The following is a 14,101-nucleotide window of genomic DNA, read 5'->3' on the forward strand; positions in this document are numbered from 1 at the left end:
CGGAGACCCTTTCGGCCGGTCTTGGCAATCCGCGTGGACATTGCCCGGCTATGTCGGGCAATGCCTCATTATTCGATCAAAGGTTTCGGGACTGAACTATATCGGAAAGCAATCCAGCGGCAACAGTCAGACGCGCTAGGTTGGTTTCGCCCGTGTCGCTCAGTCCTGCCAGCTCTGAAACAATGCGGTTAACCCTCACACGATCGGCTGCGTACCAGGCTTGCACCGGGTTCTTTTCCTTCGCATGCTCCGTCAGCGCCAGAATGACGAGCCTGCGCCGTGACGACGAAATCTGGTCCTGGCTGCGCAGCAAAGCAAGGCTCTCGTAATGATCGGCGGTCGTAACGCGTCGGCCCGCATCCAGCAATTTCGCAACACGGAAGGTGACAGAAACCGCCGCATAACTTTCCGCAGCACGCGCAAGCGTGGTTTTCGCCTGTTCCGCGATCAGCATGATTTCCGGCACGTAGATCAGAAGTGAAAGAGTCTCCAGTTCCCGTATCAGAGAAGGTGCCACACCATCGATTTCGGTGAACCCGATCTCTTCCTGATAACGGGCAGCTCCCGGCGAAAGCGTCTTGATGGCCGTTGTCAGCCGTTCGATTTCATCCACCATCGATGCGGACGCCGCACCGGTTGTCTGTAGATAAAGCCGCGTCGCATCGGTAAAAATGTGATTGATTGTGGCGTAGAGACCGTTCTGCACATCTCCGGAAATCTGACCATCCAGCTTGTCGACCTCGTTCCACAGACGCTTCAGACCAAAGCCGTCCTCCACGATCATCGCGCCCCTGACCACTGCCGGGGCCAACAAACCACTGGCATCCACCAGTTTCTGGACAAAGCCTGGACCACCTCGATTGACGACCTGATTGGCAAGCGAGGTCGCAACGATTTCGCGGTGCAGACGATGGTTTGTGATGTCAGCCGCATAGGTCTTCTGCATCTTGCTCGGGAAATAATCTGTCAAAAGATGCTGGAGATAGGGCTCGTCGGGCAGCGGGCTCGCCACCAGCGCGTCGAACAGTGTGAGTTTCGCGTAGGACAGGAGAACGCCGATTTCAGGCCGTGTCAGCGGCTTTCCAGCGGCATAGCGCTCACCGAATTCCACATCATTCGGTAAGGTTTCTACCCTGCGGTTCAACTGCCCGGCAGCTTCCATCGCGCCCATCAGCCGGCCAAGCTCTTCGCGGTTTTCCGTGCCGCGACGCTCGGCGAGCGATATAGCCAGGGATTGCAGATAATTGTTACGCAGCACCAAGTGCGCCACCTCCGTCGTCATGGACGACAAAAGCTGGTTGCGCTTGGGTAATGTCAGGCGACCATCATTGACCGGCGATGCCAACGCGATCTTGATATTGACCTCGACGTCGGACGAGTTGACACCAGCCGAATTGTCGATGGCGTCGGAGTTGCATCGTCCGCCGGACAGGGCGTAGGCGATACGCGCCTTCTGGGTGATACCGAGATTGGCCCCTTCGCCAATCACTTTTGCACGAACTTCGGTCGCATTGATGCGGATTGGATCGTTGGCGCGGTCCCCCACCTCGGCATTGGTTTCCACCGCAGCTTTGACATAGGTGCCGATGCCGCCGAACCACAGAAGATCGGCGGAGGATTTCAAGATCGCCGTCATGATTTCGAACGGCGTCGCCACCGCCTTGTCGATACCGATGGCTGCAACGGCTTCCGGCGTGAGCGTAACCGATTTCTCCGACCGGGAGATAATCATCGCCCCCTTGGATAGCGTCGACCGATCGTAATCCTGCCAACTGGAGCGCGGCAGGTCGAACAGGCGCTGGCGCTCGGCAAAGGAGATGGCGGTATCCGGCGTCGGATCGATGAAGATGTCGCGGTGGTCGAAAGCCGCTATCAGCTCGATCTTTTCGGACAGCAGCATGCCATTTCCGAACACGTCGCCAGACATGTCACCAACGCCGACAACCTTGAACGGCGTCGTCTGAATGTCGGTATCCATCTCACGGAAATGCCGCTTGACGGTTTCCCACGCGCCGCGTGCGGTAATACCCATCTTCTTGTGATCATAGCCCGCAGAACCACCAGACGCAAAAGCGTCATCCAGCCAGAACCCCGCCTCACGGGCCAGTCCGTTTGCGGTGTCAGAGAAAGTCGCCGTACCCTTGTCGGCTGCGACGACGAAGTAGGGATCGTCCCCGTCCAGCCTCAATGTATCGGCGGGTGCAACGATATCATCGCCGACGATATTGTCTGTGATCGACAGCAACGTGCGGATATAGGTTTTGTAGGCATCCTTACCAGCATTGAATATTTCGTCACGGCTGCCGCCGGCGGGCAGCGTTTTGGGGAAAAAGCCCCCCTTGGCGCCAACAGGGACGATAACGGCATTCTTAACCTGCTGGGCTTTGACCAGCCCCAGCACTTCAGTGCGGTAATCCTGCCCGCGATCCGACCAGCGAAGCCCACCACGCGCGACCTTCCCGAACCGCAGGTGAACACCTTCGACTTCCGTTCCATAAACGAAAATTTCGCGGAACGGACGCGGGTCTGGTAAACCATCCAGAAGTTTCGGATCGAACTTGAAAGCCAGCATCGCTTTCGGCAATCCATCTTCGCTGCGCTGGAAATAGTTGGTGCGCAGTGTGGAATCCACGGCGTTGACGTACCGGCGCAGGGTGCGATCCTCATCCAGATTGGGAACGCCAGATAGTGCCGCCTCGATTGATTTGTGGAGATCGGACAGTTTGCGAAGGCGCGGTTTCTCCCCGATCTTCGGATCAAAGCCATGGGCGAACAGCTGGAAAATACTGGCCGCGATCGCCGGGTATTTGAACAGGGTTTCGGAAATATGCTCTTGTGAATAGACGATGCCGGTCTGGCGCAAGTAGCGTGCATAGGCACGCAAAACGGAAATTTCACGAACGCTGAGGCCAGCAGCGAGGATCAGCCGGTTGAAATTGTCGTTGTCTACGGTGCCATCGAACACCGCAAGAAACGCCTCTTCAAGACGCGGGCCGTAAGTTGCAAGATCGAGCGGCTCCTCCTGCTGAACCTTCAGCTCCATATCATGCAGAACAATGGTGGCGGTTTCGTCACCGGACACCACACCAATATCGAAGGTCCGTTCGCTGATAACGCTGAAACCGAGATTTTCCAGCAACGGCACGCGGCGAGACAGCGGCAAATGACCGTCGCGGTGGAAGATCTTTAGTGACAGCACGTCACTGGCTTGATCGTCACGGCGATAAAATTCGATACGAACCGGTTCACCGCTGGCGGTCGCCGCGATGTCGGCCATATCGCCAATGGCTTCCTCAGGCGTAAAGGCTTCTTGATAGGCCTGATCAACATCCAGCACAGGTGTGCCAGACGGAGAAAGCGCCACGAAATGGTCTATCCAGCGCGCAGCGATATCGCCGACAGCATCTTCGAGCTTGTCCTGTGCGATACGCGGTGTCTTGTCGTTGGTACGACCAACGATGAAGTGAACACGGGCAACCGAACCTTCCGGGAAAGCCGGATAATAGGCCGAGATGTGTCCGTCATAGACACGGGCCAGATAATCGCCAATCTTCTCGCGCACATAGGAATTATACTCTTCACGCGGCACGAAAATAATCACCGAAACAAAGCGATCGAACCGGTCGATACGCGGCAGAACACGCACACGTGGCCGGTCGCTCAGTTCCATGATCTGCTCGATGAAGCGGATAAGAAGATCGGCGTCGATCTGGAAAAGATCGTCACGCGGGTAGGACTCCAACGTATTGTGCAAGATGCGCCCGGAGTGGCTGTTGGGATCGAAGCCGAAATGATGCTCGACCTCAGTGACTTTGGCGCGCAACAGCGGAATATGCCTGACGGAATGCGTATAGGCCGTGGCGGTGAACAGGCCGACGATACGCAATTCGCCGATCACATTGCCATTCGCATCGAAACGCTTGATGCCGATGTAATCCATGTAAGCGCGGCGATGGACGATGGATTTCACATTGGCCTTGGTCACGATGAGAAAATCTGGACCGTCGAGGAACGCCAAAATCTCAGGCGTCGTCGTCACCGCATCCTTGCCCAGGCGCAAAACCCGGACATTCGGATCCGTGAGAGTACCGAGACCACTGCCCTCCCCACGTTCGACCCTGGCATTCTTGCCCTTGCCCGAATAGCTGTAATCGCGCATGCCGAGGAAGGTGAAATTATCGTTGCGCAACCATTCCAGAAAAGCGGCCGCCTCGCTGCGTTCGGATTTGCGGCGGGCCGAACCACGCTCCTTCAACTCGCCCAGAGCTTCATCGAGCTTGGCGAGCATAGGCTTCCAATCGCTATAGGCGGACTGAACCTGCGACAAAACGAAGCGGAGCTTTTCCTGGAGCGCTTCAGCGCCCTGCTCCGTTACCGGTGCGATATGAATCTGGATAACACTGATATTGTCTTTTGGTGCATCCGTTTCAGGATCGGACAGTCGGTATCCACCAACGGCATTGTCATCGGCAACCAGGATGGGGTGAACGGCAACAAAAAGACTGCGATAGCTGCTCGTCACTTCCGCCATGACGGAATCGTACAGAAACGGCATGTTGGGGGCGATGACGGTCAGAACAGAAACTGCGACATCCCGCGGCTGGACGCCATCTACTTGGGAAACTCCAATATAAGGCGCATCTTTTTTCCAGTGGGAAAGTTCTTGTGCGACATGTTGCGCGGCACATGCCAGCATTTCCGGAGAATAATATTGAATATCGTCAATGCTTGCACGACCGAAGATTGCGGAGGGGTCAATGAATGGCTTTCCGGATGCTTCCGCCAATTTTCTGGATTTTTCGAGTTGTTTGTCGCGTTTTGGATTGTTCCGGTAGCCCATTTTGCCTTTTTCCTCCCGAAGGATGAGGGGTTATGAAAGAAAATCGAAAAATCTCGGCCTTTTCCTTCAAATTCGAATCGGATATTGGCGTGGAATTGTGAATAGTTTAAGTGGCAATCGTTGCTTTAGATGCTTCATCAAAATTTTATTCGATTGAAAGACAACCTATTGGAACGCAGGCTGCGTTCAAAAGTATCAATTGCCCATTTTCTGTTAACGGTAAGTCGGTCCTATTGTGACGCCTAAGTCACGGTTGAAGCAAATTATTGATTTCCACGTATTTTTGTGGTAGACAGATAAAACTGATCCACAGCGTGGCATTTGCGTGCCCAAAACCACCACGAAAGCAACTCATCACTTGCACGCGGTTTCCGTGACATATCATTCGTTTGTGTTGTCAACCTTCCGGTTGCGAGGTGATTTATTTTTGAGCGCACGTCTGTACCAGTACGAAGTCACCTGACGGTTTCCCCCGTCTCTTCCGGGCCTTACCGACCCGACCCCGGCCCCCCGGGTGCATGTAACAGGGAGTTTTTAGAACGAATGACTATCCAGCAGAAGAAATCCCCAGCGCGTCACGGCTTCAAGATCGGCGAAGCGATCGTTTATCCCGCTCATGGTGTCGGTACCATTTCGTCCATTGAAGAGCAGGAAGTCGCGGGCATGAAGCTCGAACTGTTCGTCATCGATTTCGAAAAAGACAAGATGCGCCTCAAGGTTCCTGTGGCAAAGGCTGTCACCATCGGTATGCGTAAGCTTTCCGAAGGAGATTTCGTCGAGCGTGCACTGAAAGTTGTTCAGGGCAAGGCGCGCGTCAAGCGGACCATGTGGTCGCGTCGCGCACAGGAATATGATGCGAAGATCAACTCCGGCGACCTGATCGCGATTGCTGAGGTCGTTCGCGATCTCTATCGCGCCGAAAACCAGCCAGAGCAGTCCTATTCCGAGCGTCAGCTTTACGAAGCTGCTCTTGACCGCATGGCTCGCGAAATCGCCGCCGTAAACAAGATGTCGGAAACCGAAGCCGTTCGCCTCGTTGAGATCAATCTCAACAAGGGACCAAAGCGCGGCAAGACCGTTGAAGAAGACGAAGCGCAGGAAGAAGAAGCCGCGTAAGCTTTTTCTTTCTGACAAAACGATAAAGCCGACCCTCGAACTGCCTCAAGATGTTGAAGATCAACACCTTGGGGCACTTCGAGGGTCGTTTTTTATTCAGAGATGATTTTGACGCGCTGACCCGGCTGGATCGTCGCGGTGGCGCTCATGGCGTTGATAACGCGGAAAAGCTCAAGCTTGCGATCCGTTCCCATCATACGCGCGGCAAGAGAGGCAACCGTATCGTCCGGCTTTGTCGTAACGACACGGACGCGGAGCGGCTTGAGCGCTGAGATTTCCTGCGGGGTCATCTTGCGGAAGCTGGTGCGTAGCACATTGGCGACGCTATCAAGCTGCGCGCTTCCTTTCGGAACTGCTGTAAGAAACCGAAATATCTGCTGGCCGACACGGATGACCGTAACGTCAAAATCCCATTTATCGGCTGTTGCGCGCGCGGTCGCGGCCGGCAGCCCATTGATCTCGGTCTCGCGCACGGTCTCAGGCACCAGACCCGCAACCCAGCCACTGGTGAGATAATTCGCAAGGCTGGTTTGCTTGGGGTCGGCTACGCCATCGAAACGGATTGCCATTTCGCCAGGACCGGTCGCCAGAACAGCTTCCACCTTATTGTCGATCTGGAAACCCTCAGGTACGTCGAAACGAATGCCCAGAGTGCCGTGCAGAAACGTATTGCCTCTCACATAGCCTTCCTGCGGGCTGTCACCGTAAAGCAGGCCATCAATACCATTGAGGAACCAGTCGCGCCCCTTGTCTCCTACCTGCCCTTCCTGACCGAAGGCACGAGCATGACGCTTGGCAAGTTCGATGCGCTGCGGCGTATTAGGGTGGCTGGACAGGAAGTCGAGGCTCTGGTCGCTGTCAGGATCGGCAGATGTGAATCGCGCATAGGCCGCCATGGAATCGAGAAAGCGCGGCGATGCATAAGGGTCATATCCCGCTTCGCCAAGCATGCGCACACCGATGACATCGGCCTGCAATTCCTGTTGACGAGAAAACGCAGCCAGGCGCAGTTTGCCGCGCGCCAAAGCCTGTTTTCCAGCCAGATCGCTTGATAGCACTTCTGCAACGACACGGCTGGCAATGACTTCTGCCTCTTCACGCCGCTGCCGCTCGATACCGTGATTGGCGGTGACGTGACCCATTTCATGCGACAGAACCGCCGCCACTTCAGAAGCGTCATTGGCCAACGCCAGCAGACCACGGGTCACATAGAGATAACCGCCCGGCAAGGCAAAAGCATTGATGGCGGGTGAATTGAGGATTGTGATGCGATAGGACTGCTGCGGATTTTCAGAAACCGCCGTCAACGCCCCCGCGATCCGCGCCACCAGACGCTCGGTCTTGTCATCATGATATTCGCCGCCGTAGCTAGCGACGATGCGGGGATGCTCGCGGGCGCCCATCTGCGCGCGCGGGTCGTTCTTCTGGACTTCCTCGACGGTTTGTGGATTGTCCGAGGGCTTCAGGCTTGATTGGTAGGATGGGCTGAACAGCGACTGGCACGACGACAAAACAAGGCCAGCGGTGACCAGCGCCAGAACACGCTTCACCGATTTGCCCCTCTGCCATACGTTCTGACCGGAGGTGTGGCTCTGCGGAGCCTTCACACACGTCATCATTCTGCTTGTCTGCTCCAAACGTTCCTGATCATCCGTCAATTGCAGACCAGAATACCCTATCACCCCTAGGGGCATGTGAATGCGCGAACACCGAAAACGATCCGTCATGCAGCAATATTTCAGCTGGAGGATTGTTCTTATAGTTTTCAAGCAGTTGTTATAAATCCGCAAGTGCAAAAATGGCGCATCGCCTGTGTGATTTCGCTAGGACTTGACAGTCCACCGCGTCCAAATTGTGACGCGACCTTCCCAACCCGGCATCCCGACCTGTCTCACAGTGCAAGAAAGGTTCTGATCTCTTCGACACGCGTTGCCGCAAAGAAGTCTTCGACTTCACCCTCATAAACGACGTGACCGTTTGATAGGAATACGACTTTATGCGCGAGACGGCGAATGTCATCAGGGTGATGCGTCACAAGAAGAACCGTATTTTTCAGTTCATCATGCAACTCTTTCAACAGAGTAGCCATGCCGGAACGAAGGCCGGGATCAAGCGCTGCAAAAGGCTCGTCCAACAACATGACCGACCGCTGGCGAACCAGCGCTCTGGCAAGCGCCGCCCTTTGACGCTCCCCGCCAGACAGGGTGGAAGGCAGACGCCTTTCGAAACCGCCAAGACCGACCCGCGCCAGCGCATCACCGATTGCCATCTTGTCATCAGCGGAAAGTCTGAGCGAAGGGCTGACACCCAGCCCGACATTGGTGAAAATATCGAGATACGAAAAAAGATTATTGTCCTGAAAAATAAGCGATACCGGCCTCTCGGAGGGATCGAGACCCGCCATATCGCACCTACCGATCAGCACCCTCCCGGCATCCGGCATCTCAAAACCGGCAACGAGGTTGAGAAGCGTTGATTTTCCAGAGCCGGAAGGTCCAACGACAGCCGTGATTTTGCCGCTCTCGAACCCGCATTTCAACGCAAAATTTTGCTGACCAAGTTTCAGCGAGACGTTATCGAAGCTGACGCCGCAATCGGGAACACTCATGCGACCGCCTTCACTGCCGTGGTTGGTTTCAATGCACCGCCCGCCGCCAGAACAAGGCAGATCACACCCAGAATGAAGGCATAACCAGCCGCGTCATTGGTCCTGTAGCTGCCCATATTGCTGTAGACCAGCCATGGCAATGTGACGAAATTTTCAGATCCGAACAGCGCAACTGCACCGAGATCGCCAAGCGAAAGCGCCATGGCGAAGGAAAATGCCATCGCGATTGGCGCCCATAGAACCGGCCAATCGACAAGGCGAAACCGTGAGAAGCCGGAGATGCCGAGACTTGCGGCAAGACGTCCGGTTCGGGCCTGATGGGTCAGGAATGCCGGTTCCAGAACGCGCATGACGAAAGGCAGCGCCATCAGCATATTGATAACAGCGACCAGCACCGGGGCAGATAAAGAAACATCGCCAAAAGATCGCAGCAGCAAAAACCAGCCACTGCCCAGCACCACCGGCGGCACCAGCAGCACCAGAGATGAACCGGAACCCAACACCGTTGAAAAAACCGCCAACGGAAAGCTCACATCCCTGCGGACTGCAATGGCCTGGCGCGCGCGGATAATGGCGACGGATACGACAATCGCCAGCGACGCCGAAAAGACGGCTACCGTCATGCTCGTTCCAAACGCCTTCCAGAACGAGCGCTCGCTTAAAAGCCGGACTATATCCGCGGAAAGGCCGGATGATGCCATCGCAACCAGAGGCAATCCGACCAGCAGAAGCGCCAAGAGAATAATAGTCCCATCCCATATCCGAGCTGAAACATTCATTCCATCGAACCGGCGCACCGCGCGACCATGCGTCTGAACCTCCGCATCAGCAGAGGGCAAAAGTGCCAATAAAGCCAGCAGAACGCCCGTTATACCGATCTGCATCAACGACAGCGCAATGGCGCGGGGCGGGTCAAAATCGAAACGCAGGGCCTGATAAATCGCCACTTCGATTGTCGTTGCGGACGGTCCGCCGCCCAGCAGCAGAACGAGGGTAAAACTCGTCGCGCACAGCATGAAGATAAGCCCCGCCATACCCGGAACGAGTTTCGCAATTGCTGGCCATTCGATGAAGCGAAAAGTTGAGACGGGTCCAAGACCAAGGCTTGCACTCATGCGCCAATATTCATCCGGCACGCGTTCGAGGCCCGCTAGAAAAAAGCGCACGGCCAATGGAAGATTGAAAAAGACATGGGCAATGAGGATGCCAGAAAGACCATAGATGCTGAAGGGCTGGTCTGCCCCCAAAGTCAACAGGGCAGTGTTGAGAACGCCCTGCCTGCCCCATATTGCGATGATACCGAGCGCGCCTACGATAACGGGCAGACCCATCGGCACCGCCATCAGCCTGACGATCCAGATACGGCCGGGAAAATCCCGCTGGCGGGCGAGAGCTAGCGCCACCGGCAGCCCGAGAACGAGGGAAATCATCGTGGATAGGGATGCTTGCCAGAGCGTAAACCTTAGAATGCGCAACGTGTAGGTATCGAACAATGCGGCCGATGACGCCCCGGCATCGAAAGACAGCAAGGCCGCAACAGCAAGGCCCATGAACAGCAGAACCGCAGCAAATGCCACCGCTCCGCTATAGATGAACCTGCGACTGTCGCGACGCTGTATCATGGCGGATGATTACTTCACGCTCATGGCCGTAAGCCATTCGTCGATCCATGCCTTGCGGTTTTTCGCCACCACTTCCGGGTCCATCAGGAATGTCTTCGTAGGCTGGACCAGCTTGGAGAAAGCGTCCGGCAGCGGCGCAGAGGTTGCGGCTACCGGCATCATCCAGTTGTTTTCCGGAATGGCATCCTGAAAACCTGTGGTCAGCATGAAAGCGAGAAACTGCTTTGCCAGTTCCTTTTCAGGCGCATTCTTCAAGATACCGGCCACTTCGATCTGGATATAATGACCCTCCTCGAAACTGGCCGCCTGATAGCGATCCGTCTTTTCCGCAACCATATGATAGGCAGGCGACGTGGTGTAGGATAGCACCATCGGCACTTCGCCCTTGGTGAACAGGCCGTAGGATTCCGACCAGCCGGGAGTGACGGTCGGCACGCGGTTCTTGAGTTTAGCCCAGGCTTCCGGTGCCGTGTCGCCATAGACGGATTTCACCCACAGCAACAGTCCGAGGCCCGGCGTCGATGTGCGCGGGTCCTGGATCGCAATTTTCTGCGATGGATCGCCCTCGACCAGTTCCTTGAGGCTTTTCGGTGGATTTTTCAGCGTCTGCGTGTCGTAGACGACGGCGAAGTGGCCATAATCATAGGGCACGAAGACGTCATCCTTGAAGTCACCCGGCACCTTGGCTGCGGACGGATCGACACCAGATACCTCGAAAATACCGGTCTGCTTGGCTTCCGCGATGAGATTGGTATCAAGGCCGACGACGACATCCGCCTTGGAGCCGGGGCCTTCCAGTTTCAGCCGGTTCAACAGCGCAACACCATCGGCAACGCCCACGAAATTGACGGTGCAGTTGCACGTTTCTTCAAAAGCAGCCTTCACCTTGGGACCTGGACCCCATTCGGAAACGAAGCTTTCGTAGGTATAGACCGTCAGCGTCTTTTTATCTTGCGCCACGGCAATAGCGGGCAGCAAAACGGACGCAGCGACAAGCGAATGCAGGAAAAAACGACGATACATCAAGAGCACCTCCTCGAAATGGGCAACGGGGAACAGGCGTCTGAATGGAAGCCGTCTAATCCCTCCGCCGGTGTTAACCGGATCAGGTTCTTCGGGTTGGCCAAACCTCTCAGCCTTGTCCCGGATAGGACAAAGCACCCCGTTAGATCTAGGCAAATGTGTAATCGGTGATCAGTGAATTGGCAAGATGGCGTTGACACCACCGGCCTTTAGTTTTCCAGTTGCTCCCGCAACATTTCCAGCTCCAGCCACTCTTCTTCCATGGTCTCAAGCTTTTCGCGCAGCTTCGACATCTCATTTGCCAGCGTATTGAAAACGGTCGGGTTCTTGGCAAACAAATTGGGATCAGCCATGCGCTCTTCTCGCTGGGCGATCTCCAACTGGGTCTTTTCCATCTCCCTGGGCAGATTTTCGAGCGCGAATTTCTGCTTGAAGGACATCTTGCCTTTGGCTTTAGCGGGTTCGGCGCCTGCATTCGAAACAGATTTTGCCTTTTCCTGCTTTTCAGCTCTTTTCTTTTCGTCCGAGGCACCTTTGCGCTGCGCCATCATATCCGAATAACCACCAGCATATTCGATCCATCGGCCATCCGGTGCATCCGGGTTTACGGGTGCAATGGTGGAGGTGACGGTCCGGTCCAGAAAGTCACGGTCATGGCTGACGAGAATGACAGTGCCGGAAAAGCCGGAGACGATCTCCTGCAACAGATCGAGCGTTTCAATATCGAGATCATTGGTCGGCTCATCGAGGATCAGAAGGTTCGTCGGGCGGGCCAGAATGCGCGCCAGCATCAGGCGCGCGCGCTCCCCACCGGACAGATTGCGGATCGGTGTGCGGGCCTGCTCCGGCTGGAACAGAAAGTCCTTCATGTATCCGGTTACGTGTTTCAACTCGCCATTGACCAGAAGGTTTTCACCGCGCCCGTCGGTCAGGTAATGCGCCAGCGTATCGTTCGGGTTCAAATCCTCACGCTTCTGGTCCAGCGTCGCAACTTCCAGATTGGTACCGAGCTTGACCTTCCCCGTGTCAGGCTCGAGCTGCCCGGTCAGCATCTTCAAAAGCGTCGTCTTGCCGGCACCGTTCGGCCCAACGAAGCCGATGCAATCGCCGCGATGAACACGCAGCGAAAACGGTGCAACGATGGTACGCTCCCCATAAGCCTTGGTAATCTGATCCGCTTCGATGACGAGTTTGCCGGACTCACGGCCCTCAGCCGCCGTCGCCTGCACGGAACCCGTCGGCCCCTTATGGCCGCGGTAGTCGGCGCGCATCGCCTGAAGTTCGCCCACGCGGCGCATGTTGCGCTTGCGGCGCGCGGTCACGCCATAGCGCATCCAGTGCTCTTCACGCTCGATGGCCTTGCCGAGTTTGTGCTGTTCCAGCTCTTCCTCTTCCAGAACCTTATCGCGCCACTCTTCGAAATGGCCAAAACCACGACTGAGGCGGCGCGCCTGGCCGCGATCCAGCCAGACGGTGGAATTGGACACTTTCTCCAGAAAGCGACGGTCATGCGAAATCAAGACGAGCGCGCTGCGCGTCTGCTGCAATTCACCTTCCAGCCATTCGATTGTCGGCAGGTCGAGATGGTTGGTCGGCTCGTCCAGCATCAGAATATCGGGTTCCGGTGCCATCACGCGAACGAGTGCGGCGCGACGTGCCTCACCGCCCGAAAGGCTCGACGGATGCTCCTGCCCAGTCAGCCCCAGATGTTCAAGCAGATAGGTTACGCGGTAAGCGTCATCTCCCGGTCCCAGACCCGCTTCGGCATAGGCCTGAACCGTCTCGTAACCTGCAAAATCCGGTGCCTGATCAAGATACCGAATGGTGGCCGAAGGATGCCGAAAAATCTCCCCCGATTGCGCCTCGACCAGACCGGCGGCGATCTTCATCAGCGTCGATTTACCGGAGCCGTTGCGGCCGACAAGGCAGATGCGATCCCCCGGCTCCACTTGCAGGTTTGCACCATTGAGCAGCGGTGTAACGCCGAAGGTCAGCATGATGTCGTCGAGTTTTAGAATAGGGGGTGCCAAGGGTTCAGGCTCCGGTCAAATCATAAGGACGGGCAAGCACTATGGCTTTGCCGCTTTGAAGGCGAAGGCGCAACGGCCCTTCCGCCACGTTGGAAATAGTGCGCGACGAGCCGAAAGCAAGCGCGAAATTGGCGAGCGGATAGCGGGCATTGTCGATATCGAGCCCTTCCAGCGCCGTAAAACCGGCAACTGAGAACAGTGATCCCGAGGGAAGATCGAGTTCGGATGTGCCTTCCATCAGCGGATAGGCCTCCTCATCACCCGATGTCAGCACCACCTCGAAACCGCGCTCGGCCAGTGACACCGCGTAGAGCAGATGAAACAGCGCATGATCCGAACGCTCGCCCGCCAGCGCGCCCACCAGTGTCAGCCGCGTTGCGCCGCGTGACAACGCTTCCGATACGGCAATCTCACCATCCGTCACACCTTTGGCAGCCGGGAACGGTTGCTGCTCGACATCCGGCCAGCGCTCTCTCAGGGCTGTGTCGGAGGAGTCGAAATCACCCACCCACAGTTCCGGCGCAAGGCCAAGCGGCTGCGCATGGCGCATGCCGCTATCTGCCGCAATCACACGCGTCTCCGCCACCGCCTTTTGCAGGCGATCTGTCACGGTAATGTTTCCGCCGAGGAGAATGGTGAAGTGGCTGGTCGTCATGCCCTGCCATAGCCCGGAACGGTAGCTGATGGAAAGGCCGAAACGCCGCATGCGCTCCGATATTGATTTTCCGAATCAAGAGGATTATGACACCTGCCAGTGGTGATTTGCCGACCGGCTTGCAGCCACTTTAAAGAAGTCGCTAAATGGTCGAGGAAACACGTCATTTCCGAGGACCGGCTGCGATTTCGTTGCCGGTTTTTTTTG

8 protein-coding genes and 2 riboswitches are annotated in these 14,101 nt (G+C 56.2%); of the genes, 1 reads left to right on the forward strand and 7 read right to left on the reverse strand.

Translation table 11 applies throughout. The features are described 5' to 3' along the window. Positions 1 to 76: 76 nt before the first annotated feature. Complete coding sequence (locus ATO67_RS06530) at positions 77 to 4,840, reverse strand: NAD-glutamate dehydrogenase (RefSeq protein ID WP_067645853.1); 4,764 nt, start codon at positions 4,838 to 4,840, stop codon at positions 77 to 79. Between the two features lie 543 nt (positions 4,841 to 5,383). Here ATO67_RS06530 and ATO67_RS06535 point away from each other — a divergent pair. After that, entirely contained in the window at positions 5,384 to 5,956 is a 573-nt protein-coding gene (locus tag ATO67_RS06535; protein WP_067645855.1) for a CarD family transcriptional regulator, read from the forward strand. A gap of 92 nt (positions 5,957 to 6,048) precedes the next feature. Here ATO67_RS06535 and ATO67_RS06540 read toward each other — a convergent pair whose 3' ends face one another. From ATO67_RS06540 to ATO67_RS06565, 6 genes are all read right to left on the reverse strand, one after another. Next, positions 6,049 to 7,575 (reverse strand): M48 family metalloprotease, encoded by a 1,527-nt coding sequence (locus ATO67_RS06540; protein WP_245303896.1) that lies wholly within the window; start codon positions 7,573 to 7,575, stop codon positions 6,049 to 6,051. Positions 7,576 to 7,847: 272 nt separating this feature from the next. Beyond that, on the reverse strand, positions 7,848 to 8,564 hold the full coding sequence (locus ATO67_RS06545; protein WP_067645857.1) for a thiamine ABC transporter ATP-binding protein: 717 nt from the start codon (positions 8,562 to 8,564) through the stop codon (positions 7,848 to 7,850). Beyond that, positions 8,561 to 10,186, reverse strand: a complete 1,626-nt coding sequence (gene thiP / locus ATO67_RS06550) for a thiamine/thiamine pyrophosphate ABC transporter permease ThiP (RefSeq protein WP_067645860.1) — start codon at positions 10,184 to 10,186, stop codon at positions 8,561 to 8,563. Before thiP ends, ATO67_RS06545 begins: the two co-directional genes overlap by 4 nt. A gap of 9 nt (positions 10,187 to 10,195) precedes the next feature. Then, on the reverse strand, positions 10,196 to 11,209 hold the full coding sequence (thiB, locus tag ATO67_RS06555) for a thiamine ABC transporter substrate binding subunit (RefSeq protein WP_067645862.1): 1,014 nt from the start codon (positions 11,207 to 11,209) through the stop codon (positions 10,196 to 10,198). A gap of 42 nt (positions 11,210 to 11,251) precedes the next feature. Beyond that, a riboswitch (TPP riboswitch) is annotated at positions 11,252 to 11,361 on the reverse strand. A 57-nt stretch (positions 11,362 to 11,418) separates the two neighbouring features. Next, the gene (locus ATO67_RS06560) at positions 11,419 to 13,239 is read right to left on the reverse strand and encodes an ABC-F family ATP-binding cassette domain-containing protein (RefSeq protein WP_067645864.1); all 1,821 of its coding nucleotides are present in this window, start codon (positions 13,237 to 13,239) and stop codon (positions 11,419 to 11,421) included. A gap of 4 nt (positions 13,240 to 13,243) precedes the next feature. Continuing rightward, on the reverse strand, positions 13,244 to 13,894 hold the full coding sequence (locus tag ATO67_RS06565; RefSeq protein WP_067646228.1) for a thiamine diphosphokinase: 651 nt from the start codon (positions 13,892 to 13,894) through the stop codon (positions 13,244 to 13,246). Between the two features lie 89 nt (positions 13,895 to 13,983). Next, a riboswitch (SAM riboswitch) is annotated at positions 13,984 to 14,060 on the forward strand. The last annotated feature ends 41 nt before the right edge of the window (positions 14,061 to 14,101 follow it).

Origin of the sequence: Agrobacterium bohemicum, from assembly GCF_001562555.1 — a bacterium.
Lineage (GTDB): Bacteria > Pseudomonadota > Alphaproteobacteria > Rhizobiales > Rhizobiaceae > Agrobacterium > Agrobacterium bohemicum.